We start from the raw sequence: 24,760 nt of genomic DNA on the forward strand, positions 1-24,760 counted from the left end.
AATAAGATGAATCATCCTCAAACATTAACGGCCGTTTCCTTTCACCCGATTGTCGATATGCAATTCAAGGGTTTGCACTGGATTGAAGCTTCCGCAGGTACAGGCAAAACCTTCACCTTATCCAGTCTGATGGTGCGGATTTTTCTTGGGCCGTATTTGCCCAATCAGGTGATTGCCACCACTTTTACCCGTAAGGCTGCAGCAGAACTGAAAAACCGGATTCGGCTACGTCTGGTGGAAACCTTACGTTATTTTGAACACTGTCAAACCCTGACTGAAGCTGAAATTCAGGCCAAAATCGCGGCTGAAACCGATCCTTTGTTTCAGAAAGTTTTAAGCGATTATGCCACGCGGGTAGATTTTGCCCGTGAACGCTTAAAGCTGGTACTCGATCAGCTGGATGAGCTGTTTGTCGGTACGCTGGACAGTTTCAGCCAGAAATTGCTGCGCGAGTTTTCCTTTGAAAGTGGCAAGATTGAACGTGCCGATATCACTGATGATGCCAAAAGCTATACCTATCAACTGATTCATGATGTGCTGCGTGAATGGATTCAGTCCCAGCCACAAAATGTGGTGGATTATCTGCTGCTCAATCAAAAGCTGAAGTCGCAGGATGCCTATGTGCCGGTGGTGGAAAATAGCCTGAATTTTGCTTCGGCGCAGTTTAAATCTATGAGTAAGCCAACTCTAGATATTGAAAGCTTTGAAAGTTTATTAGAGAAAATTGCAAAGATCGAAGATTCTAAAATTGAAAATTTAAAAGAATATTATTTAGAAGAAGGACAGTTTTATAAAATAATAAATAAAAAAATTTTTCCTAAGGGGCGTTTTACTCGAATTTTTCAAAAAAGCTTACCAAAGCTCATTAATGAATTAAAGAATAAGGGGATACAGAATTATTTTGATACAACATTAGTACTAGCTGTTTCTGATATCAGGGCTATTTTCTTAGATTCTAAAGGTCAATTTAGAAATAGTATTTTTAACTCTTGTCCTGAGGATGTAAAAACACAGTTTTATAATGATCCTGTATTATCTTTATTAAAAGCATTCATTGAATCTGAATTAGTATTTCAAAATCAGTTGGATGAGTTTGATAGTTATATTAAATATTATTTAGCTCAAGAAGTAAAAAAGCGCCTGCCGCAAGTGTTGCAGCAAAAAAGTGAAACCACCTTTGCCCAGCAAATCCGGACTTTGTCTGAAGCCTTGCAGGGGGAACAGGGGCTGCGTTTTGCCAAATTTGTCCAGACCCATTATCCGCTCATTTTAGTCGATGAATTTCAGGATACCAATCAGGATCAGGACAACATGCTGGCCCGGATCTGGCGCGACCAGAAACGTTATATGCAAGGCTGCATGATCATGGTCGGTGACCCGAAACAGGCCATTTATGGTTTCCGTGGCGGCGACATGCTGACCTATAATAAGGCCCGTGCCGATGTATTGTCTAAACAGGGCCGGGAATACAGCCTGCGGCATAATCACCGTTCGGTGAAAGTGCTGGTGGAGGCGGTCGATGCCCTGTTTCAGCGGCAGATGGATTTTGGTGAACAGGTCAGTTACAGCCCGGTTCAGGCTGGTTCCCGTCCTCATCCGGCACTCATCGATGCGCATGGCGAAAATCATCAACCGCTACGCTGGATTATGCTACAAGATAAAAAACACGAGCCAATTCAGGTAGCCTGGAAAATTCGCGACTTACTTAATCAGGGCATTGAAGAAAAACTTTACCTAGCAGAAAAGTCCGGGCCCAAATATCTGCAGGAAAATGATATTGCGATTTTATCGAAAAGCCATGACGGTCTGGATAAAGCCCAATATGAACTGGAGCGTTTGGGGATTCGGGTCAATCGACCTTCTAAGCGCAGCGTGTTCGACCATCAGGTGGCCAAAGATGTCGGGGCTGTGCTCAGCGCCATCATGCATCCTTATGATGAAGGCAAAATCAAACGAGCTTTGCTGAGCCGTTTATTGGGCTTTAATTTACAACAGCTGATTCAGCTGGAAGCTCAGGCGGATGGCTTAAGCCAGTTTATTTATGACTTCGACTGCATTCGCGAAATGTGGCTGGAAAAAGGCTTTTTAACCGCTTGGCAGTATTGCCTGAATCTGTTTCAGGTCTGGAAAAATCTGGTGGCGACCCAGAGCCGCGATAATGAACGTTGTGTGGTCAATTTGCGCCATCTGACCGAATTACTGAGTCAGCACAGCGAACAATATCAGGGTGCGCAAAAGCTTTATCACTGGTATTTAAAACAGCTGCAATCTCCGGCAGAGCGGGAGTGGGAACTGGAACGCAAACTGTCGAATGAGGCAGGGGTCCAGCTGATGACCATCCACCAGTCTAAAGGGCTGGAATTTAAAATCGTCTTTTTGCTTGGGGCTGACAAAAAACCTAGTGACAATAACAAAACCCTGAACTTCTCTACCGTGGAACATATTCATCCGGTCACCGGCAAAGTCGAAGTCCAGCGTATGGTAGCAGTCAATGACAAAAATCTGCTCGATCAAAATGCGATTGATCAGCACAATGCCCGTGCTGTGGCTGAACAACACCGGCTTTGGTACGTGGCACTGACCCGGGCCAGCCATCGGGTTTATGCCATGTTGCAGGATCAGGAAGGCAATTCCAATCATGGTCTGGCTTTCTGGCGTGGAACAGATTTTACCCATCCTGCCAGTGCCGACGAAGCCTTAATCAATGAAAGACCGATCAAGCTGCAAGCCAAGCAGCAGGAGCCTTTGCCTTTACAGGCGCTACAATTCCCGAGTCAGCGCTTTTATCCACGCTCCAAAACCAGTTTCAGTGCCTTGGCCCAGCATTTAAGCCGTAAACAGGCCATGGACGCCTTGGCCGTCAATACCGAACAGCTGTCTAGTGCAGCTGACGAAATTCATGTACTTGAAGCGCATGACACCGTTGCGAGCCAGCCCGTGTCATGGATTAAGCGTAATTTCCCGATGGGTACGGTAGCGGGAACCTTCCTGCATGAAATTTTTGAACATATCGATTTCCATGATCCGCAGGATTGGCCTTTAGAAATTCGCCGCCGTTTTAAAAATGACTATCCCGGATTATGGACAGAACTGAGTGGTAAATATGAGCAAGAGTTTCAGCAGGTCGATGAAGAGCAGCTCATCAGCTGGATGGGAGAATGGCTGGCAGAGGTTTTAACTACACCTTTGCATCGCGACTTTCAGTTGAATCAACTGCAGGAGCAGGAACATTTAGCCGAGTTTCCTTTTTATCTATCCCTGTCGGATCATGTCTTGGCGATTCAGCGTATTCATCAGCTCTATGCAGAACATGGTATAGACATGCTGGATTTTAATCAGGCCAATTCTGCCCGTTACTTAACCGGTTCCATCGATCTGGTGTATTTTGATGGCCAGCGTTACCATATTGCCGATTATAAAAGTAACTTTCTGGGGCCTGATCAACAGCATTATAGCGCTGAGGCGATTCAGCAGAATATGAGCCAGTCCAGTTACTGGTTACAGGCAGGTTTATATTTGGTAGTCTTGCACCGTTATTTAAGCGTGCAGATGCAGGATTATGACATCGAAAAGCATTTGGGTGGCGCGAGCTATCTGTATTTGCGTGGCATGGACGGGCAAGCCGAACAGGGTTTTTATCACTGGAAGCCGGATGCCGAATTTATTCTGCGTCTTGATGCAATTTTGGGCTATTTTAGTGAAGATAAAAGCAGCAAAATCGCCTGATGTAGCGAAATTAATAGCTTTTAAACAATAGATTGAGTTGTGGATAACTTTGAGGATAACTGTGTGGAAAATAAACAATATAAAGATGACCAAAGCGCTGCATGGATCAGCACTTGGAGTCAGTTTATTTGCCAGCAGCCTTTTAGTGATGCAGCGCAGGACGAAAATAGCAGCCACATTATCGGGCAGGTTCTGGAAGCTATTCAACAAGGGGACAGTTGTATTTCGGCAACAGCGCAACAGATTCAAGCCCTGCATGATCTGGTGATTTCGGCTGAAAATATTGAAAACAATATACAAGATCAGATCGCACCCTTTGTTTTCGATCAGCAGCATTTGTATTTGTATCGTTACTGGGCGCTGGAGCAGTCGTTGGCCCAGCAAGTCGCACGTTTAAAACAGCAATCCATAGAAGCGGTGGATCTTTCTGCTTATCCAGACTTACTCAGCGATGAACACCAAATTAATGCCTTAAGCATGGTGGCGAAACAAGCCCTGAATATCATTACCGGTGGACCGGGTACGGGGAAGACCTACACCTTGGCACGTATTATTGCCGTGCTGAATCAAGCGATGTCAAATATCCGCATTGCGATGGCAGCACCGACCGGTAAGGCAGCACAGCGAATGAAAGAAGCGCTGCAAAACTCGCTGAATGATGAAAAACTTCAGGACCTAGTCAGTGATGAATTAAAACAACTTAATCCGATTACCATTCACCGCTTATTGGGTCTAGGGAGTAACTCTCAACCGCGCTTTCATGCCAAGCAGCCTTTGCCTTATGACGTGATTGTGGTGGATGAAGCATCCATGCTGGATCTCAGTCTGGCCAATATGCTGCTGTCAGCGGTGCCGGATCATGCTCGCCTGATTTTACTGGGCGATGCCAATCAGCTCGCTGCGGTCGATGTTGGCTCGGTGTTGGCAGATTTACAACAGGTGCCGGCTTTGGCTGAAAATCGGGTCAATTTAGTCAATAGTCGCCGTTTTAAAGCCGGGGCGCTGATTGGACAGATGGCCGAATTTATTCAACTGCAACAGCCGGGGCAAAATAGTGCAGCGCTATTAGCGCAGTTTGCCCAGAAAATTGTGCAACCTGCTGAAATAAAAGCCATTGCCTTAAAGGCCGAAATGCAAGATCAAATTCAACTGGAATATCTTCCTGCCCACATGTCCACACAATTCGACCGCACGGCATATTACGACAAATTGATGCTGGGCTATCAGAATTATATTGCGGTGCTGAAAAGCTATTTAACTGCAGATGAACCTGAACTTTGGGTGATGCAGGTGGTCAAGGTGTTTGATGATTACCGTATTTTAGCGGCTATCCGACATGGCGCCTTGGGTTTGCGCCAGCTGAATATGCAAATGGAACAGCGCCTGCTGGAAGCCTTGGCATTACATATGAGCAAACAGGGCGACTGGTATGTCGGCCGTCCGGTGATGATGACCTATAACGATTACCAGCTGGGCTTGTCGAATGGGGATATCGGGATCTGTTTTAAGCGCAGTCGAGATGCGCAGTCCCAGTTTGAAGTGTATTTCCCCAGTCTGGAAAAATGGGTACCTGCCACCCGTTTACCGAAAAGTATTGAAACCGCATTTGTGCTGACCATTCATAAATCGCAAGGTTCGGAATTTACCCATACCGCAGTGGTTTTAGATGAGGCTGCAAAAAATTTATTGAGTAAAGAATTACTTTATACGGCCATTACCCGGGCCAAAAAAGTGGTAAGCCTTTTGGTCGATCAAGAGGCTTTAGTACAATCTTTAACCATTAAAACCACAAGAAAGAGCGGTCTGTTAGATAAAATAAATAATTTGCTAAATTGTTAACAATAAATAAATAATTTTTCATTTTTGTACGAAATTACTTACAGTGATTCGAGAAATTGCCGCATAGAGCTTTATGAATGTTTTTGAGATGATGGCTGCACATAAAAAGCTCGATACGGAAAATTGAGCAAAATCGCCATAATATAATAATAATGTCGAAAGACAGCGAACTTACAGTGAAGTAAGTATAAAGAGGAAACTTACAGCCGCTAAGCCTTGTAGTTTTGGGAGAGACTACAGGGCTTTTTTATATGCAAAAATGGACGATTTATTACAAAAATGATTGGCTGAAACCGCCACTATTCAGACCCAGTTATATAAGCAAAAATTAAATGTGGAGGAATATGACGGCTTTTGTATAAGTTAGATATTTTATTTAACCTTAAGTGATTAATTTTAAATAAATAGTGGTTATTTGATGGGTTACATGAAACATAAGAAATATTAATTAATGTACGAAAATGCTTACAAAGAGATACGAGAAAGCCCACTTTTTTACATAATGCTTTGTGGCAGAATCTACCACATAAGGAAGTAAAACTTCACACACGGAATGTTTATAATAATAAACGCGAACAGCGTAAATTATGACTATAAATAAAAGAATAATAACTAAAATAGAAGAAACTACAGCGCAAAAAAAGCCCAAGCCCAGCTTGGGCTTTTTTTTATCTTACATGGATGAATAGAACATAAAAATAAGTGCTTTTTAAATCTGGGAAAACAATTTGCACCGCGCCTTTTTCAGGGGAGGATTTAACCGGCAATGAATAAATTCAAAGCTCAAACGATAAAATGAAGCTTTTTCAATGAATTGATATTAAAAGATGAAAAGCGGTTTCTCTTTTTGCAATCCCCTGAATTTTCCCTTAAAATAACGCACTTGCTGTAGTGATGCACGGCAGTCAATTGAGAAATCAATTGATTTCTATCAAATGTAATTTTTAAGCATCTCGGAGAAATCGAATGGCTTTAACAAACGCAGATCGCGCAGAGATCGTTGCTAAATTTGCTCGCGCTGAAAACGACACTGGTTCACCTGAAGTTCAAGTAGCTCTTTTAACTGCCCAAATCAATGATTTGCAAGGTCACTTTAAAGAACATAAACACGACCACCATAGCCGTCGCGGTCTTATCCGTATGGTTAACCAACGTCGTAAGCTTCTTGACTACCTTAAAGGTAAAGATGCTACTCGTTACAGCGCTTTGATCGCTGCTTTAGGTTTACGTCGTTAATTCGATTAAACTTATTTTTTCGGACTATTGCATGTTAAATGCTGTATTACTGAAAATTAAAGTATACCTGACCTTGGTTAGGTAATGGGGAAGGGGCGATTGTTTCGCTCCTTCTTTGTGTTTAAAAATAGTGTATTCATACATTTTTATAGTCTAGTGAGGTCGGCTTCTAAGCTTTGTCATTTATGCAGTTGATGTGAATGCCAAACCTTAGGGGTCTCCACTAGAATAACTGTTCAAAAGAACTAGGAAAGAAAAATACATGTCAATGTTTAATATTGTTCGTAAAGAATTTCAATTTGGTCAACATCAAGTTGTCCTAGAAACAGGTCGTGTTGCTCGTCAGGCAAACACAGTAGTGATTACTATGGGCGGCGTAACAGTACTTGTTGCTGTTGTTGCGCAACCAAAAGCAAAAGCAGGTCAGGATTTCTTCCCCTTAACTGTTAACTATCAAGAAAAACAATATGCTGCAGGTCGTATCCCGGGTGGTTACGGTAAACGTGAAGGCCGTGCTTCTGAAGCTGAAACTTTAATTTCACGCTTAATCGACCGTCCAATTCGTCCATTGTTCCCAGAAGGTTACTTCAACGAAATTCAAGTAACAGCAACTGTTATTTCTTCTGACAAAACGATGGATGCTGACATTGCTGCAATGCTTGGTACTTCAGCAGCGCTTGCTATCGCTGGCACGCCTTTCCGTGGTCCAATCGGTGGTGCGCGCGTTGGTTTAATCAATGGTGAATACGTTCTTAACCCGAACAATGAACAGTTAAAAGAAAGTGATCTTGACCTTGTGGTTGCGGGTACAGAATCAGCAGTATTGATGGTTGAATCTGAAGCGAAAGAACTTTCAGAAGACCAAATGCTCGGCGCTGTGCTTTTCGGTCATGACGAAATGCAAATTGCGATCCAAGCAATTAAAGAATTTGCTGCAGCAGCTGGTGCAACTGAGTCTACTTGGACTGCTCCTGAGAAAAACGAAGACCTTCGTGCTAAATTGAAAGAAGCTTTTGAAGCTAAAATCTCTGAAGCATACACAATCGCTGTTAAACATGAACGTTATGCAGCGCTTGATGCACTTCAAGAAGAAGCATTGGCTCAATTCGTTCCTGAAAATGACGAAACTGGCATTGCTGACGAAGTAAACGAATTATTCGAAGACTTAAAATACCGCACAGTACGTGACAACATCTTGTCTGGTAAACCACGTATTGATGGTCGTGACACGAAAACTGTTCGTGCAATCGACGTACAAGTTGGCGTATTAGGTCGTGCTCACGGTTCTGCATTGTTCACACGTGGTGAAACTCAAGCCTTGGTAACAACGACTTTGGGTAATACACGTGATGCGTTAATGGTTGATACCCTTGCAGGTACTAAAACTGATAACTTCATGTTGCACTACAACTTCCCTGCATACTCTGTAGGTGAAACTGGTCGTGAATCTGGTCCTAAACGTCGTGAAATCGGTCACGGTCGTCTAGCGCGTCGTGGTGTTCAAGCGGTTCTTCCTGCAGCTGACCGCTTCCCGTACGTGATCCGTATCGTATCTGACATCACTGAATCTAACGGTTCATCTTCAATGGCTTCTGTATGTGGTGCTTCTCTATCACTTATGGACGCAGGTGTTCCACTTAAAGCACCAGTTGCGGGTATCGCGATGGGTCTTGTGAAAGAAGGCGAGCGTTTCGCAGTTCTTTCTGACATCTTGGGTGACGAAGATCACCTTGGCGACATGGACTTTAAAGTAGCAGGTTCTGCAAACGGTATTACTGCACTTCAAATGGACATCAAGATCGAAGGTATTACTGAAGAGATCATGGAGTCTGCATTGAACCAAGCTTATGCTGGTCGTATGCACATCTTGAATGAAATGAACCAAGTAATTTCACGCGCTCGTCCTGAAATTTCTATGCACGCTCCTACATTCCAAGTGATCACCATCAACCCTGATAAGATCCGTGATGTCATTGGTAAAGGCGGCGCGACTATTCGTGCAATCACTGAAGAAACTAAAGCTGCTATCGATATCGAAGATAACGGTACAGTTCGCGTATTTGGTGAAACTAAAGCTGCTGCGATGGCTGCTGTTGCAAAAATCCAGGCGCTTACTGCTGAAATCGAACCAGGTACAATCTACACTGGTAAAGTCATTCGTATCGTTGAATTCGGTGCGTTCGTAAACATCCTTCCTGGTACTGATGGTTTACTTCACATCTCTCAAATCTCTAACGAACGCATTGCGAACGTTGCAGACGTATTGAAAGAAGGTCAAGAAATCAAGGTTCAAGTTGCTGATGTCGACAACCGTGGTCGTATCAAATTGACTATGAAAGACATCGAACAAGCTTAATGGTTTGAGTATTCACATGGGTTAACCATGTGAATATTTATAAAGAAAGCCCTGTGCTTCGCTAAAGTTTTGACTTTGGCTTGCTCAGGGCTTTTTTATGGGCAGAGAGAAAATTTGATTTAAAATTTGCAAATCCAGTTGTATGTTATTGCTTAACGCTTGCGCGCAGCTCATAATTTTATGCCAGATCGCAGCTTTGAATTATTGAAACTTCAATCAATCCAACAATAAGAAAGTACACCAGAGAATTGTTTATATGCAGGTTTATTATTTCTACCAACATCCTACTGAACAGCATATTTTTGTACAAAAAGACCAAAATACTGAAGCTGAACCAGTCTTTGTATGGATAGATTGCACCCGGGAGGATGTAGTGAACCGTGCGGATGAGTGGCAAAAAGAAATTTATCAATATACTCAGCTGATATTAAACGAGTTTCATTTGAAAGATGTTTTGAACCTAGAGCATCCTTGTACCTTCGATACCATGGAAAATTATGATTTACTGATTTTTCGTAAATTGATTACACCTGATGATGATATTAAGACCGGGGCACAAGCGCTGGAACAGCATGAAAAGATGTTTGGTTTAGCCACCACACCGGTTAGCTTTATCATGACGCCTCAGGTGCTCATTACAGTGCGTGAACAAGGCAATCGGGCGGTTGAGAATTATATCTCACGGATTGAAATGAATTTTATCCGTCCTGCTCAAGATCAAAGCAAATCACGCAAAGTTTCCACTACCCCCTTAGACCTGGCTTTACGATTATTGAATAGCATTGTAGATGGTTATTTAGATTTACGTGTCCCCCTGACCCGGCGTGTAGAGTTTTGGCAGCAAGAATTGCTGCAAGGTCATCGCAGATTTACCAAATGGAATCAGTTATTTCAGGAAAGCATGACTTTTCAGCAAGTAGAGAATCTTTGCGAAGAACAGATTGATGCCTTACAAGAACTACGCGATGAAATTGTAGATAATTACCCCCATTTAAAAGGCAAGAAGAAGTCTGAACGGCAAGATATTATGCTGGTGCGGATGGATGATCTGGTTAGCCATGTGGGCCGGATTCAAAAGCATATGGTTCGTCTTCGTGCCTCCATTCAGGCAGCTATAGATTTGCATTTTTCTGCAATTGCTAACCAGACCAATGAAAATATGCGTATTCTGGCTATTATCACCGCAATTTTTGCCCCTCTGACTTTATTGACCGGGGTGTATGGGATGAACTTTGAATTTATTCCAGGTTTAAAATCTCCAACCGGGTTTTGGAGCATGCTGATGGTAATGCTGATCACTACGATACTGTTGGTTTATTATTTTTATCGTCGCCATCTGGTAGGGCGCGGGGAAAAGAGCGTGATTGATTTATTGGCCCAACAACATCAAGATCAACACGTGAACCTGTTCTGGTTTTTAAACTATGAGCCGATTAAGCAATCGGTCAAGGAAACCATGAAAGAAGTTGAAAAACTGACCAAGTTAAAATAAAAGGTCAGTTTTTATTCCTACTCGCTATATTTGATGCACAATCCTGTCAGTTCATTCAAACCCCAAAATGGTCTTGGTCATTTTTAGTCTGCTGGAAGATTAGCTCACCTGAACACTCTGCGACAAAATTTTATAAATTTCATCTTTCATTTTGAGCTTCTTGCGTTTTAGAGAATCAATATCATCATTAATTAAATTGACCGGATTGAGCTCAAGCTGAGTAATCTCCTTATCGAGTTCCTGATGGCTCTCAAATATTTTTGCGAAATGAGGATCATCATGTCGTAGTTTATGGATCAATTCCTGATATTCAGGAAACATTCTCTTCACTTTTTTATTGCATTCTTTGGTTTTCATAAGCCTAGATTATTCTCCAGCGTTGAATCTCAGAACAAAATAACCACCACGGACCTGTTATATAAACGGTACGCTGGAGGCAGAAAAGTAGCCTTAAGCATCTTTTACATTGAAGTGTTTCACTTGCTTACGTAATCGTTGCACTTCATCAATCAAGTCGAGCATCATTGCCACAGCAGAAAAGCTGGCATCAAAGTCGCGTTGTAAACGGTAGGCCCGACGTGCACGCGAAACATCATCACCAAAAAATTGATGAATTCTTTCTTCTGGACGCGTGTCTAAAATATCGTATTCAAGCAACTGCAAAACCCATTCCGGACTTTGCCCACACGCATCAGCAAAATGCTTTAAATCAAAACTGTAATGTTCATCAATGACATCTGCAGGATTAAATTCATCAGATATTATTTCACGATAATGAATAGTCGCCATGATGTTCTCCTTAAGCATTGCGAGGCTTAAATGTTGCAAAAGCATCGGAAAAAGCTTGATAAGCCTGCTGTTCATGTTCAGTTTGTGCAGTTGGATACACGATATTTAAAACCAGATAGAGATGGCCGGGTATCTTGCTTGGAATCCCTTTGTCCTTGAGTCGTAACTGTTGACCGGTTTTGGCATTTTTAGGCACATTCACCTGAATTTTTTTACCTTCGGGTGTCGATATTTCAATGCCTTGACCTAATGCTGCTTCCCAAGGTGCGATATCCACGTTGTAATAAATATCGGCACCTTCAACCCGGATCCGTGCAGTGTCTTTATAGTGAATCTCGATATACAGATCACCATTCTTGCCTCCGTTGATGCCACTTTGTCCTTGTCCAGAGAGACGGATATTTTGTCCTTCTTTCATGCCTTTAGGAATTTTGACCTGCAAGGTTTTACGTTGAACCTCCGGCTCGCCATAGGCATTTAAAGTCGGAATCTGTAAGGTAATCTGTTGAGTGGCTCCCTGATAAGCAATTGCCGGATCAACCTCTATGCTGGCATGTTGGTCTTCGCCTTTATAACTGCGCTGTTGCTGTCTTTGCTGATTTTGATATTGGTAGTTGGCTCCGCCAAAACCTGAACCAAAACGTCCAAAAAGGTCTTCAAAACCACTAAAATCGGACTGCTGCTGGTTAAAACCCTGACGGTAAAATTGGTTATGGTCAAAACCTCCTGTGCCAGTCTGTGCTCCAGATTGATAAAAAGCTTCAGGATGATCAAGCTGAAAATCGTATTCAGCTTTTTTTTCTTCATTGCTTAGCGTGTCATAAGCGACATTAATACTTTGCATTTTTGTTTCAGCATCGGTTTCTTTGCTGACATCGGGATGATATTTTCGAGCCAATTTCCGGTAGGTTTTTTTGATTTGATCTTGGGTGGCATTTCGGTTAATGCCAAGAACTTCATAATGATTTTGAGGCATATAATGGGAATCTGGGATTGATCATGTTTTAATCATTATTATGCTTTTCATAGTTCTGAAACAGTATTGATCTGTGCCTTATTGTTTCAAATTATGACAAAAAAGGCTCCGTAACCGGAACCTTCGCAAATCATGAATAAGATCAATATTTAATCCATGTCACACTGCGGCCAATCACCGATACACCGACATAACCACGCAGGTTTAAGTGCTTGCCACTGGCACTGATGCGTGCTTTGCCCTTGTAAACTTTGCCGCCAATCGGATCAAGTACGCGACCATGATTAAATTCGCGTGGATTGTCCGGATTTTGTGTAAATCCCCAAATAAAAGGTAAGCCAATAAACGGTTTATTTTTTAGGTTACCCGGGCAGTTTGAGCAGATTACCATCTTTTCTGTACCAGGTACATTACGGGTCGCGACGATGACCCCTTCGTAGGTGCCATCCGGCTTTTTGCTGATTTCTACATCAGCACGGGAATAACCGGTTCGGTCATCAATGGTTTTCCATTTGCCCACCAAGGGATCATTTTCAGCAAAACTGAAAGATGAAACAGCAGCTAAAATTACCCCGGTCAAAATCCCTTTATATAAATTCTTCACTAATTTCCCCTGTTGAATGAACTATTTTTTAATTTTAGAGTAAAACGCCTAATTTATAGCGGCAAACAGGTATAAAATCAAATGATTAAATTGTTATATAAATCACATAAATAATAAGTTATGCGCTGAAATCCAGTTTTTTAGCAATCCGTATTTAAAAAATGTCCGGGTAAGGGCTGAAATATTGAACTTTTCTTTCATTTATATTTTATCCCACAGTAAGTAAGACCATAAATTAAAAAAGAATATAAGATTTTCTGTGATTGCTCGCTGGCCTATGTGCAACACAGCGAGTTGTCTGCTGCTTGCTTTCTAGGTCAGGGTGATCGAGTTATGAAATGGGTGAGCAGGAGGAATGCCAGCAAGATCGTAGGGTGCTAAAGAGGGAGATCACAAGTTCTGAATCATTTGCCAGATCAAAACTTGTGATGACCTTCTTCCAGGTTTTATTCCGTTTTAATCCAGGATACGGTTCGGCCGAGCAAACTGGTCCCCATAAAACCACGTAAGGTCAGTACATTGCCTCGGGTATTCAGATGTCCTTTGCTCTGATAGGTATGACCAGAAAGTGGATCAAGAATATGCCCCTCAATGAATTCATTTTTATTTTTCGGGTTTTGCTTAAATCCGGTCAAAATAGCTAAGCCAATTAAAGGGGCATTTTTCAAGCTGCCTTTGCATTTTTCGCAATGATCAATAGCAGTCTGGTTTGGAACACCATGTACTTTGACAATTTTCCCCAGATAAGTCCCATTTTGTTGTTGGCTAATGAAGACTTCAGCACGGGCATAGCCGGTCTTGTCATCAATCGTTTTCCATGTCCCCACTAAGTCAGGTACTTGGGCCTGAATAAAAGGACAGGCAAGAAGCAAGAGGGTAGTCACAATTATTTTTGTGTTCATGTGGTGGTTCCAATAATTAATTTATTTTTTTTCAGTAAAAATAAAGCCTTAAAAAAATGAGCTGCTTTATTTTGCTGTGGAATTTTACTTTAAAATATTTAGATTACAAGTAGATAAAACTTGTATAAAAAAGAACAGAAAAGTCGCTACTCAATCTGGCGATAAAAAAAGAGCAGCTGTTATCGCCACTCTGATTTTATTTACTTGAATCGCATTAGCTTAGGTGTTTACCAAATAAACCAAAAGCTTCTTCTGCAGTAAAGGTATAGCGGGTGCTACAGAACTGGCAATCCATGGTAATCGGGTTCTGGAACTCTAAAGTTTCGCGTACTGCTTCCACCCCAATCTGAATGAGTGCATTGGCACAACGTTCTTTTGAACAGGTACAGCCAAAACTCAACGGCTCGACTTCGGGTAAACGTACATCTTCTTCATTATATAGACGATACAGAATTTCAGTGGGTTCGAGCTCTGTCAGCTCTTCCGCTTTTAAGGTTTCAGTCAACATGGTCAAACGTGGCCAGAGGTCTTCATCGACCCGTTGCTGTTCTTCTTCACTATTGCGTGGCAAGAGTTGAATCAGCAGACCGCCAGAGCGTTCGGCGGTACTGGCTAAAACGATTTTTGTTGGAATTTGCGCAGATAAATCATAATACTGCATTAAACAACCGGCCAGCGTATCGTGCTCAAGGGCAATAATGCCCTGATAGCGTTCACCAAACTCAGGTTCAATGTTAATAAACAGGATTGGACTGACCAGTGCATTCAACACTGTACTGCTGTTTTCTGCCTGAAAGAAACGCGGATCTTCTTCATAATCGGCCGATGCACGTACCTCACCGCGATGGTTACATTCTGCCATCGCCCATTTGAACGTGCCGGCTGCCTGGATTTGCAGGCTGATCCGGCCTTTAATTTTCAGGGTGCTGGCCAGTAATGCCGTGGCACTCAGCATTTCTCCCAAAAGAATTTGAATTGCTTGCGGATAATCACGTTGTGCAAGGATGGTTTGCAAAACGCTTTCAAGATGGACCACTTCACCACGAATCGGGCAATTCTCAATATAAAAGCGTTGACGTAATTCAGACATAAATTTCTCCAATAGCCCGTGTTAATGGTGTCTATATTGTAAAACACAAGCTAGTTACTATCATCTCTTGTGACATCAATACGCTGATGTGCTAAGCCACGTTGTAAATTGACGCCAGTAGGTTCTTGACGAATCTGCGCATCACTTTCAAATAAATGTTCCAGCTCGGCCAAAGCATTACGATGGGTTTCATAAATCTTTTGTTCATCGGTATACACCCGTTGTTGCTGAAGCAATAATTTTTCATCGTAATCGCGGAACAGTTCAATACTTTTATACGCATCTTCTTCACTGATATCCAATTCACGCAAGGCTCGATAGGCCATACCCATAGACGATAAATAGGTTTCACGCCAGATATGTTCTACACCTAAATCTCGCAGTAAATGCACATGATGACGATCGCGTGCACGAACCAAAAGTTTCAGATTAGGATAGTTTAAGCGAATATGACGTGCCACATTCATCGAGTCTTCAATATCATCAATCGCGAGAACAAAAACCTTGGCGTGTTCAACACCTGCAGAACGTAGGATATCCGGTTGTGTAGCATCACCATAGTATACAGTACCGCCATAATTCCGCACGAAATCAACTTTTTCCAGATTACTGTCAATGGCAGTAAAGGACTGATGCTGTAAATGCGCAATACGGGCAATGATCTGTCCAAAACGCCCAAATCCGGCAATGATCATTGGGTTATGGCGATCTGGAATTTCATCATAAACCGGCGCTTTTTCTTTATCGATAAGCAGAATAATCCAGTTGCTGATGATCCAGTACAGCATTGGAGTGAGCACCATGGAAAGGGTCACAATCAAGGTCAAAGGCTCAAGCATGGCTTGGGTGAGTACTTTTTCACTACTGGCCACTTTAAGTACCACAAAGGCAAATTCACCGCCTTGGGCCAGACAGGTGGCAAGCAGCAAGCTGTTGCGCCATGAATAGTTTAAATAACGGGCAATGGCCGTCAGGGTCACGCTTTTGACCAGCATTAAAACCACTGCACCGCCAATGATCAGCCACGGCATATCCACCAGTAAGGATAATTGTGTGGTCATGCCGACGGTCATAAAGAATAAACCCAGCAGCAAGCCTTTAAAGGGCGCGATACTGGCTTCCAGTTCATGCCTGAATTCGGAGTCGGCCAACAATACCCCAGTTAAGAAAGCCCCCAGGGTGGTGCTGATCCCGAGCACATCCATCAGCACCACGACACCGAGTACAATAAACAAGCCGACAGCGGTAATCAGTTCATGCGCCCCGCTTTTGGCCACAAAGCGGAAAAATGGCCGCATCATATAACGGCTAAACAGGAACAAACCGCTAAAGGTGGCAATGATTGCAGCAAAATAGGCAATGCCGTGATGGGTCGATTCGGTGCCTGCCAATAGTGGAATAATGGCCAGTAGCGGAATGGCCGCAATATCCTGAAACAGTAAAATGGAAAAAGATTGTTGCCCGAAAGTGGTATTTAGTTGCTGTTTTTCTGCCAGTAACTGTAACACAAAGGCGGTAGAGGATAGCGCCAGCGCCATACCAATCACAAAGCTGGCAGAAAGGCTCTGGTTTAAGGCAAAAAAGGTCAGGATGGCCAGAATCACCCCGGTAATCCCGACCTGCAAGCTGCCCATCAGGAAGATGGACTTACGCATTTCCCAGAGCCGTTGGGGGCGTAGCTCCAGGCCAATAATAAACATCAACAAAATCACGCCAAATTCGGCCAGTTCCTGAATGGCTTCCGGGTCACTGGCCATATTCAATACGCCGGGACCGAGCAAAATACCTGTAAACAAATACCCGAGTACCGTGGCAATACCAAAACGCTTGGCGAGTGGCACCAAGAGTAGTGAAGCACCGAGGAAAATCGTGATTTGTAACAGTAACGACATCAGTTCATCCTGGAATTGATTTGAATTGCAAAAAAATTAAACCAAACATGAGTTCGGATTTAGCTTAATTCTTGAGGATCTATATCGAGTGTCAGTTTCATGCTTGAGGGCTTTTGATGCAACATATTTTGCCACCAGGTACGGATATAAAAATGTAATCGGGCACGATCCTGTGACAGCAGCACCATATGTGCCTGATAACGCCCAGCCTTACGTTCCATCGGGGCAGGAATGGGCCCCCAGATATCAATCAGGTTTTCTGAAACCTGTCTTAAAGCTTGAGCATGCTGCTGCAAGAATTCCTGGTTCTGTTCCTGACTTTTCGATTCACAGCGAATCAATACTGCATAACGAAAAGGCGGCAGTAGTGCAGCTTGGCGTTCTTTTAGCGTCTGTTTGACAAAATGACGATAGTCCTGTTGGATTAAGGTATTGAGTAGAGGATGATCCGGTCTCAAGGTTTGTAAATAGACTTCACCTTTGCGTTCACCGCGTCCGGCACGACCGGCCACTTGGACAATCAGTTGTGCCGTGCGTTCGGTGGCACGGAAATCTACACTAAGCAGGCCGGAGTCAATATCTAAAATGGCGACTAAGGTGACATAAGGAAAGTGGTGGCCTTTGGCCAGCATCTGGGTACCGAGCAGAATCACCGGTTCACTTTTTTGAATCTTGTCATAGATTTTCTGCCAGCTGCCGACCCGACTGGTGGAATCGCGATCCACCCGAATTACGTCAAAGTTAGGGAACAGTTGTTGTAAATGTTCTTCCACTTTGGCGGTGCCCAGACCAAGAGGTTTTAATTCGCTATGCTTGCACTGCGGGCAATGATCGGGCATGCGGTGAATGCTGCCACAATGGTGACAATGCAAATGCTGATAAGGCTGTCGATGCACGGTAAAGTTGGCATCACAATGCGGGCACTTGGCCTGCCAGGCACAGCTTTCACAAATCAGTACCGGTGCATAACCACGGCGGTTTAAAAACACCAACACCTGTTCTTTTTTATCCAGACGTTTTTGAATTTCATCAATCAGACTTTGGCTAATCCCATTTTGCTTTTGGGCAATTTTCAGATCAATCAGATGAATCTTGGGCATTAGTGCCACACCCGCACGCTGATTCAGCTCTAAACGGGTCATTTTCCCTGAGTCAGCCAGTGCATAACTTTCAATACTAGGGGTAGCTGAACCTAAAATAATCGGACAGCTTTCTAAATGAGCCCGATACATCGCAACATCGCGTGCATGGTAGCGAAAGCCTTCTTGTTGTTTAAATGAAAGGTCGTGTTCTTCATCTAAAATGATCAAGCCCAAATTTGGCAGCGGGGTATAAATGGCCGAACGGGTTCCCAGAATAATCGAGGCTTTGCCGGTTTGTGCCGCTTGCCAGGCTTGTAGACGTTTGGAATCGTTTAGTCCTGAATGTAGCAATACGATATTGCCGTGAAAACGTGACTGGAAACGGCTAATGGTCTGTGGGGTAAGCCCAATTTCAGGGACTAAAACCAAGACTTGCTTGCCCTGTTTCAGCACCTCTTGCATGATCTGTAAATAGACTTCAGTTTTACCGCTACCGGTCAGACCATCCAGCAAAAAAGCCTGATATTTTTTCTGTGCTTTCAATACCTGTTGAATGGCTTTCTTCTGATCTTCATTTGCTGTTAATGGCATTTGCGCCAGTGTGACCGGTTGCGGGCGAAAATCCTGATGTTCCAGAATGCATGCCACAATGGCTTTTTTTTCCAGAGCTTTGAGTGTCGCTGTCTCAATTCCGGCCAAATTTAAAATATTTTCTGTGGTGCCTTGAGGATGCAGTTTTAAAACTTTATACGCTTGTTGCTGTTTTTCAGAGCGCGTCAGCTTGTCTTCGGCATGCAAATCCAGCACTTTCCATAGCCGTGCCAATAAATTATAGGGTTTGCCCTGACGTAAAAATGTCGGTAAGGCGCTCTGAAAAACTTCTCCAATCGGAAATTGGTAATATTGAGCGGACCAGATCAATAAATTTAAAACTTTGGCATCTAAAAGAGCATGCTTATCTAACAGCTCGGTGATGGCTTTAAGCTTAAAACGCGGATCAATCGGGGTGTCGGCCGTTAATTTTTCAACAATAATCCCGACCAGATTTTGCCGTCCAAATGATATCGCAACACGCGCTCCCACTTCGGCTTGCTGGTATTGTTCAGCAGTCAATGTATAGTCAAAGCAGTCATAGATATGTACGGGTACTGCAACACGAATGCGATAAATGTCGGCTGGAGTCGATGGTGTATTTGGCATAAATAAGGGTCAAATGGTCCTGATCAAATTTCGTCGTGCTAAAGGTCGAGTTATGTTAGAGTGAGCAAATCATGAATATCTAAGAATATGAATGATTTTGGTGGTCAGACGCAACAGCGCTGAAGCAAATTTTAGAAAATTAGAGCATCACAATGCCTGCATATCAATTTACTGCCATTGATGCTTCAGGGAAGCAGCAAAAAGGCGTGTTAGAGGGTGATTCTGCACGTCAAATCCGTCAACAGCTGAGAGATAAAGCGCTTATTCCTGTGACGGTCGATCCGGTCGAGCAAAAAGATAAGCAAAATTCCACCCGCTGGTTTCAGAAAAAAATTACCGCTTATGATTTGGCCTTGTTTACCCGTCAGCTTTCGGTTCTGGTGGCAGCGGCGATTCCTTTAGAAGAAGCGCTGCGGGCTGTGGGCAAACAAAGTGAAAAAGCGCATGTACAGAACCTGTTGATGTCAGTGCGCTCAAAAGTCATGGAAGGGCATTCACTGGCCAATGCCTTGCAGCAAGCAGGGCGTTTACCGGATTTATATATCGCGACCATCGCCGCCGGTGAACGCTCAGGACATCTGGATTTAATTCTGGATCAGTTAGCAGATTACACCGAAAACCGCTTTGCCATGCAAAAGAAAGTGCAGGGCGCGATGATTTATCCCATTATCTTGATGCTGATGTCCTTTGCGATTGTGATGGGGCTGATGACCTATGTCGTTCCCGATATCGTCAAGACCTTTGACCAGAGTAAAGATGCCTTGCCCTGGATCACGGTTGCCTTAATGAAAGCCAGCGACTTTATACGGGTAGCATGGCCATTTTTACTGGTCGCGGGTGTGGTGGGTTTTACTGGGCTGCTACGCTTTTTAAGAACCACAGCCGGACATTATGCATTTGACCGCTTAACCCTGAAATTGCCATTATTGGGTAAATTATCACGTGGTATCAATGCCGCCCGTTTTGCCAGTACTTTATCCATTTTGACCCAATCTGGGGTGCCTTTGGTAGATGCGCTTAAAATTGGCGCTGCAGTGAGTAATAACTGGGTCATCCGTGATTCTGTTAACCTGGCAGCCGAACGCGTTACCGAAGGCGGCAACCTGGCCACGCAACTGGAGCGTAGTGGTTATTTCCCACCGATGATGGTACAAATGATCAAAAGTGGTGAAGCCTCTGGGGAACTGGACCGTATGCTGGCACGTGCCTCGACCATGCAGGATCGGGAAGTGACCACCCTCATTTCAACTTTGCTGGCTCTGCTTGAACCGCTCATGTTGGTATTGATGGCCAGTATCGTGCTGGTAATCGTTATTGCGGTGATGCTGCCAATCGTGAATATGAATAATATGATTTAAATAGAACTAGGGTAAATTCTTCGAATAGTTGAAAGCGAATTAGACTTTCTAAAGTATCAAGATGAATGAGAGAAATTGAATGAAACGGAATCAACTTAATAAGCAGACTGGTTTTACTTTGATTGAAGTGATGGTGGTGATTGTGATTTTAGGGGTATTGGCTGCCCTCATTGTGCCTAATGTTATGGGGCGTGGTGAAAAAGCCAAGGTGGATACATCAGCCATTACCTTAAAAGGGGTAGCCGGAGCGTTAGATCAATATAAACTGGATAACGGTAAATACCCGTCCATGCAGGATGGTGGTTTAGATGCTTTGGTCAATCAGCCGGCTTCGGCAAAAAACTGGATGCAGGGTGGTTATGTTAAAGGTGGTTATCCAAAAGACAGTTGGGATAATGATATTCAATATGTGATTCCCGGTGCTGAAGGCCGTCCATTCGATTTATATTCTTTTGGTGCCGATGGTAAAGAAGGCGGTGAAGGTACAGATGCCGATATTTATTATCAGCCTTAATTAAAAATCCTTAATTATTTTAAGGATATAAAATATATCACTTCACTTTATCTGGCTATTCAATACTAAGTGAAGTGATAATAAATCTTAATTATAAATAAATATATATTAAGTTATTGAATTTAATTAAAATTATATAATATTGGCTGTTTGAGAGTTATAATAAGAATTATTCCCATATTTGATAGTTACAATAATGATTATATGTGAATGGAAATAGACTTTCTATTTATTCAAAAGCTTGCATAATGTTCTGAATGGCAAAGGTTTTGTCGGAGAGAATGGAATGAAAGCATTCATAATATCGGATGAAATTAACCAATTTCATTGGGCAATGCTCAAGTCTGTTCTTTTAATTTTGAGTTTGCTTCCCATGAGTCAGGGCATTTTAACCTTATGGAATGCAACCGAAGGAAGTAGCCAGATTATGGTGGGCTTTTTTGCAATCAGTGTATTGAGTGCATTATTTATATTGTGTTTTTGGTCTGCCTTAAAAGCGACGGTACTCAACTTAAAACAACAACAGACTTCAGCTTTAGAACACATGGTAGTAAAAATTTATCGCTATATTCCTATGTTGTTTTTAACTGTCATGGTGTCCTATCTGGTCACCCAGTTATAAAACCAATTGAATAAAAAAACCGAGGTTAATGCCTCGGTTTTTTTATTACCTTTTTTTCCTTCTCCCTGTGGGAGATGAGAATCCTCAGAATATATCCTAAGTCCGCAAGGGAGAGGAGAAATTCAAAAGTCCTCTCTCTACCCTTCACTTGCCTTCTCTTTAAAAGCAATGCTTTAAAGCTCGTTCAGGGTATGCCTTAACGTCGTGATTTAAACGACACATCTACCTTACGCGGACGGAAGCGCCAACCCAGCAGTAATAGCAAGATTGACACAATCAGTACGGGCCAGTCGCTTAAGCGCATATAGAGGGTTTCACCTTGCATTGCAGGCAGTTCGCCACGAAGAATCGCGGTTTGATCGGTGGGTGCCTGTTTTACAATATGCCCGTGATGATCAATAAATGCAGTGACACCGGTATTGGTGGCACGAATAAACCAGCGGCCATTTTCTTTGGCGCGCATTTGCACCATTTGTAAATGTTGCCAAGGGCCAGCGGTGCCGGTAAACCAGGCATCATTAGAGACAGTGACCAGATAATCGCTTTGACTGGCATTACGACGGGTCAGGTTCGGATAAGCCACTTCATAACAGATGGCTGCACCCAGCGCATGATTTTTTACGTCTAATGGTTTTTGGTCGAGGGCACCACGAGAAAAACCACTCATGGAAGGGTCATTTTGCAATGCCGGCAGTACCCAACTGAGCCAGCCAGATAAAGGCACATATTCACCAAAAGGAACCAGACGTTGCTTTTTATATAGGCCTTCAGACTCATCACCCATTGCCATAATGCTGTTGTAGTACATTGGATGTTGTTCAGTTTTAGATTCTTTCAAATCCCAATAAGGAAGGCCGGTGACCCAAGCCGTTCCAGATTTTTCTGCCTGAACTTTCATGGCATCGAGGAAAGGTTCGATATCGGTCTGGAACATAGGAATCGAAGATTCTGGCCAGACAATCAGATCGCGTCCCCATTCAGTCCGGCTTAAATTGGCATAGATCATCAAGGTTTTGACTTGATACTCTGTCAGCCATTTCAGGTCTTGTGGAATGTTGCCCTGAATTAATGAAACGGAAAGCGGCTTCTCATTTTTTTGTTCCACAAACTGAAGGTAGGAAGCACCCCAAGCGCCCAGCAGTATCAGGGCTGAAGGGATAATCCAGAACATGCGTTTATTCAGTATTTCCACCAGCGCACAGGCTAAGATAATCACTACAAACGAGACACCGAAGATCCCAAACAGTGGCGCATAGTTATCTAGGAAGCGCTCGGTAAACGCATACCCTGCAAATAACCAAGGGAAACCGGTAAATACCCAGGTTTTTGCCCATTCAAAGAATACCCAAAGCGGCGCAAAAGTCAGCGGTGTTTCCGGGAAAAAGCGACGATAGATCCAAGTTTGCAATGCGGTAAACAAGCCCATCACCAAGGCCATAAAAGCAATCATCAGTACACTGACAAAAGAGCTGGTATCACCATAAACGTGGATTGAGGTATACAGCCAAAATGCGCCAACAAACCATAAACCAAAGCCATAGGCCCAGCCAATGCCAAAAGCTTGCTTTGCTGAGCGTTTACGTAGTGAAGCATAGAGCAGGGCTGGAGACAGTAGTGCCAACCACCAGTAATAATAAGGTGCCAGCGCAAAACTGAACATGGCACCTGAAAATAACGAAATTAAAAAAGGATAAATAAAAGGGAGCTGCTTTTGTTGTTGAGATGAATTTAACAGCTTATCAAAGTAAGTTCTCATTTACGGACAGCTCGAATCAGATGAATAGTACGTGCATCTGCTTCTACAATGGTGAATTCCCAATTTTCAAGTTCAATCACTTGACCTTGTAAATCGCTGACTAAACCCATTTCTTGAAGCAATAAACCGCCGACAGTTTCTACTTCATCATCGGAAAAATCAGCATCTAAAACATTGTTAAAGTGTTCAATTGGTGTAAGTGCTTGAACAAGCCATGTATTCGCCGTGTGCGGGTCATTATCGGGAATAATGTACTGGGCTTCTTCATCCACCTTGTCGTGTTCATCTTCAATTTCACCGACAATTTCTTCCAGAATATCTTCTAGCGTGACTAGGCCTGAAGTAGTGCCATATTCATCAATCACCACAGCAATATGGGTCTGGGTGTTTTTCAACATCCGCATGACCTGGTCAGAACGGGCACTTTCTGGCACGAATAGGGGTTGGCGCATGAGTGCGCGAATGTCCACTTTGGATGTCGGCTCGGTCAGAAATGGCAGTAGGTCTTTGGCCAATAAAATCCCGACCACATTATCCGGTTGATCAGATGAAAAAACAGGAAAACGTGAATGGGCAGATTCAACTAGCACATGCAGAATATCGAACAGCTGATCATCTTCTTGTAAGCTGATCATGGCAGTTCGCGGAGTCATGACCTCACGAATTTTGGTTGCTGGAAGGTCAAGCACACCTTCAAGCATGGCAACCGTATCGGGTTCTAAAAAACGACGTGAATCTTGTACTAATTTTAGCAGTTCGTCGCGAGTTTCGGGTGCTGTACCCAGCCATTTGCGTAAGCCGCGCATGCCCCACGACGGGCCTGATTCCTCGTGCATGATCTTTCCTAAAGACGCTTAATATCTAAAAAATGTAATTTTAATCATACCGTAGAAAATACAGTTGTCTATCGCTAATATTCATCTAATCCATAGGCAATTGAGTCAGAAAAAGAGACTATTTTCTTCATTTCCCTGCATATCACAGGGTGTTTATGTTTATGCTAAAATAACTGCAGATTTTAAACCTGAGTTTTCTGATGTCTGAACCCTCTGTCATTCCAAGCATTCAATTAAATACCCGTGGATTACGGTGTCCTGAACCCGTGATGATGCTGCATCAGGCGATTCGTAAATCGAGGTCTGGCGATGTGGTTGAAGTGTTTGCGACAGATAATTCAACTTCTTGGGATATTCCAAAATTCTGTATGCATTTAGGCCATGAATTATTATTAAAAGAAGAAGTGTTAGATGAAGCAGGTAATAAAGAATTTCATTATTTAGTCAAGAAAGGCTAGAGGGATTTCGAGTCAGTTTCTTTCTCAAAGCC

The 24,760-nt window shown here is 43.1% G+C and carries 19 protein-coding genes; 9 read left to right on the forward strand and 10 right to left on the reverse strand.

The window, feature by feature from the left end:
- The first annotated feature begins 6 nt into the window (after positions 1 to 6).
- From LZZ98_RS08770 to LZZ98_RS08790, 5 genes are all read left to right on the forward strand, one after another.
- On the forward strand, positions 7 to 3,726 hold the full coding sequence (locus LZZ98_RS08770) for a UvrD-helicase domain-containing protein (protein WP_237787516.1): 3,720 nt from the start codon (positions 7 to 9) through the stop codon (positions 3,724 to 3,726).
- A 63-nt stretch (positions 3,727 to 3,789) separates the two neighbouring features.
- Complete coding sequence (recD, locus tag LZZ98_RS08775) at positions 3,790 to 5,565, forward strand: exodeoxyribonuclease V subunit alpha (RefSeq protein WP_237787517.1); 1,776 nt, start codon at positions 3,790 to 3,792, stop codon at positions 5,563 to 5,565.
- Between the two features lie 966 nt (positions 5,566 to 6,531).
- Complete coding sequence (gene rpsO, locus LZZ98_RS08780; protein WP_005007057.1) at positions 6,532 to 6,801, forward strand: 30S ribosomal protein S15; 270 nt, start codon at positions 6,532 to 6,534, stop codon at positions 6,799 to 6,801.
- A 268-nt stretch (positions 6,802 to 7,069) separates the two neighbouring features.
- Positions 7,070 to 9,157 (forward strand): polyribonucleotide nucleotidyltransferase, encoded by a 2,088-nt coding sequence (pnp, locus tag LZZ98_RS08785; RefSeq protein WP_237787537.1) that lies wholly within the window; start codon positions 7,070 to 7,072, stop codon positions 9,155 to 9,157.
- A gap of 256 nt (positions 9,158 to 9,413) precedes the next feature.
- Positions 9,414 to 10,649: a magnesium transporter CorA family protein gene (locus LZZ98_RS08790; protein ID WP_237787518.1), complete on the forward strand. Its 1,236-nt coding sequence runs from the start codon at positions 9,414 to 9,416 to the stop codon at positions 10,647 to 10,649.
- 99 nt (positions 10,650 to 10,748) lie between these two features.
- Here the strand turns inward: LZZ98_RS08790 and LZZ98_RS08795 are convergent, their stop codons facing one another.
- The 8 genes from LZZ98_RS08795 to LZZ98_RS08830 form a co-directional block, all read right to left on the reverse strand.
- Positions 10,749 to 11,006, reverse strand: a complete 258-nt coding sequence (locus LZZ98_RS08795; RefSeq protein WP_237787519.1) for a YdcH family protein — start codon at positions 11,004 to 11,006, stop codon at positions 10,749 to 10,751.
- Positions 11,007 to 11,099: 93 nt separating this feature from the next.
- Positions 11,100 to 11,438, reverse strand: a complete 339-nt coding sequence (locus tag LZZ98_RS08800) for a chaperone modulator CbpM (RefSeq protein ID WP_237787520.1) — start codon at positions 11,436 to 11,438, stop codon at positions 11,100 to 11,102.
- Between the two features lie 10 nt (positions 11,439 to 11,448).
- Positions 11,449 to 12,414, reverse strand: a complete 966-nt coding sequence (locus tag LZZ98_RS08805) for a DnaJ C-terminal domain-containing protein (protein ID WP_237787521.1) — start codon at positions 12,412 to 12,414, stop codon at positions 11,449 to 11,451.
- Positions 12,415 to 12,556: 142 nt separating this feature from the next.
- The gene (locus LZZ98_RS08810) at positions 12,557 to 13,018 is read right to left on the reverse strand and encodes a DUF2147 domain-containing protein (RefSeq protein WP_237787522.1); all 462 of its coding nucleotides are present in this window, start codon (positions 13,016 to 13,018) and stop codon (positions 12,557 to 12,559) included.
- Positions 13,019 to 13,464: 446 nt separating this feature from the next.
- On the reverse strand, positions 13,465 to 13,920 hold the full coding sequence (locus tag LZZ98_RS08815) for a DUF2147 domain-containing protein (RefSeq protein WP_237787523.1): 456 nt from the start codon (positions 13,918 to 13,920) through the stop codon (positions 13,465 to 13,467).
- A 214-nt stretch (positions 13,921 to 14,134) separates the two neighbouring features.
- The gene (hslO, locus tag LZZ98_RS08820) at positions 14,135 to 15,010 is read right to left on the reverse strand and encodes an Hsp33 family molecular chaperone HslO (protein ID WP_237787524.1); all 876 of its coding nucleotides are present in this window, start codon (positions 15,008 to 15,010) and stop codon (positions 14,135 to 14,137) included.
- 50 nt (positions 15,011 to 15,060) lie between these two features.
- A complete protein-coding gene (locus LZZ98_RS08825) occupies positions 15,061 to 16,902 on the reverse strand; it encodes a monovalent cation:proton antiporter-2 (CPA2) family protein (RefSeq protein ID WP_237787525.1) in 1,842 nt (613 codons plus the stop codon).
- 59 nt (positions 16,903 to 16,961) lie between these two features.
- Entirely contained in the window at positions 16,962 to 19,184 is a 2,223-nt protein-coding gene (locus LZZ98_RS08830; protein WP_237787526.1) for a primosomal protein N', read from the reverse strand.
- Between the two features lie 152 nt (positions 19,185 to 19,336).
- On the opposite strand from LZZ98_RS08830, the gene gspF reads away from it, so the two are divergent.
- The 3 genes from gspF (at position 19,337) to LZZ98_RS08845 (ending at position 21,678) form a co-directional block, all read left to right on the forward strand.
- Entirely contained in the window at positions 19,337 to 20,542 is a 1,206-nt protein-coding gene (gene gspF, locus LZZ98_RS08835) for a type II secretion system inner membrane protein GspF (protein ID WP_237787527.1), read from the forward strand.
- 79 nt (positions 20,543 to 20,621) lie between these two features.
- Positions 20,622 to 21,056, forward strand: a complete 435-nt coding sequence (gspG, locus tag LZZ98_RS08840) for a type II secretion system major pseudopilin GspG (RefSeq protein ID WP_086174071.1) — start codon at positions 20,622 to 20,624, stop codon at positions 21,054 to 21,056.
- Between the two features lie 286 nt (positions 21,057 to 21,342).
- Positions 21,343 to 21,678 (forward strand): hypothetical protein, encoded by a 336-nt coding sequence (locus LZZ98_RS08845; protein ID WP_237787528.1) that lies wholly within the window; start codon positions 21,343 to 21,345, stop codon positions 21,676 to 21,678.
- Positions 21,679 to 21,874: 196 nt separating this feature from the next.
- On the opposite strand, the gene lnt is transcribed toward LZZ98_RS08845, so the two are convergent.
- Positions 21,875 to 23,434 (reverse strand): apolipoprotein N-acyltransferase, encoded by a 1,560-nt coding sequence (gene lnt, locus LZZ98_RS08850; protein WP_237787529.1) that lies wholly within the window; start codon positions 23,432 to 23,434, stop codon positions 21,875 to 21,877.
- The gene (locus LZZ98_RS08855) at positions 23,431 to 24,270 is read right to left on the reverse strand and encodes an HlyC/CorC family transporter (protein ID WP_086174068.1); all 840 of its coding nucleotides are present in this window, start codon (positions 24,268 to 24,270) and stop codon (positions 23,431 to 23,433) included. Before LZZ98_RS08855 ends, lnt begins: the two co-directional genes overlap by 4 nt.
- 200 nt (positions 24,271 to 24,470) lie before the next feature.
- On the opposite strand from LZZ98_RS08855, the gene tusA reads away from it, so the two are divergent.
- Positions 24,471 to 24,728 carry a sulfurtransferase TusA gene (gene tusA, locus LZZ98_RS08860; protein WP_237787530.1) on the forward strand — a complete coding sequence of 86 codons (258 nt, stop codon included), beginning with the start codon at positions 24,471 to 24,473 and terminating at the stop codon, positions 24,726 to 24,728.
- Positions 24,729 to 24,760: the final 32 nt, after the last annotated feature.

This window comes from Acinetobacter sp. SM34 (genome assembly GCF_022012365.1).
GTDB lineage: Bacteria > Pseudomonadota > Gammaproteobacteria > Pseudomonadales > Moraxellaceae > Acinetobacter.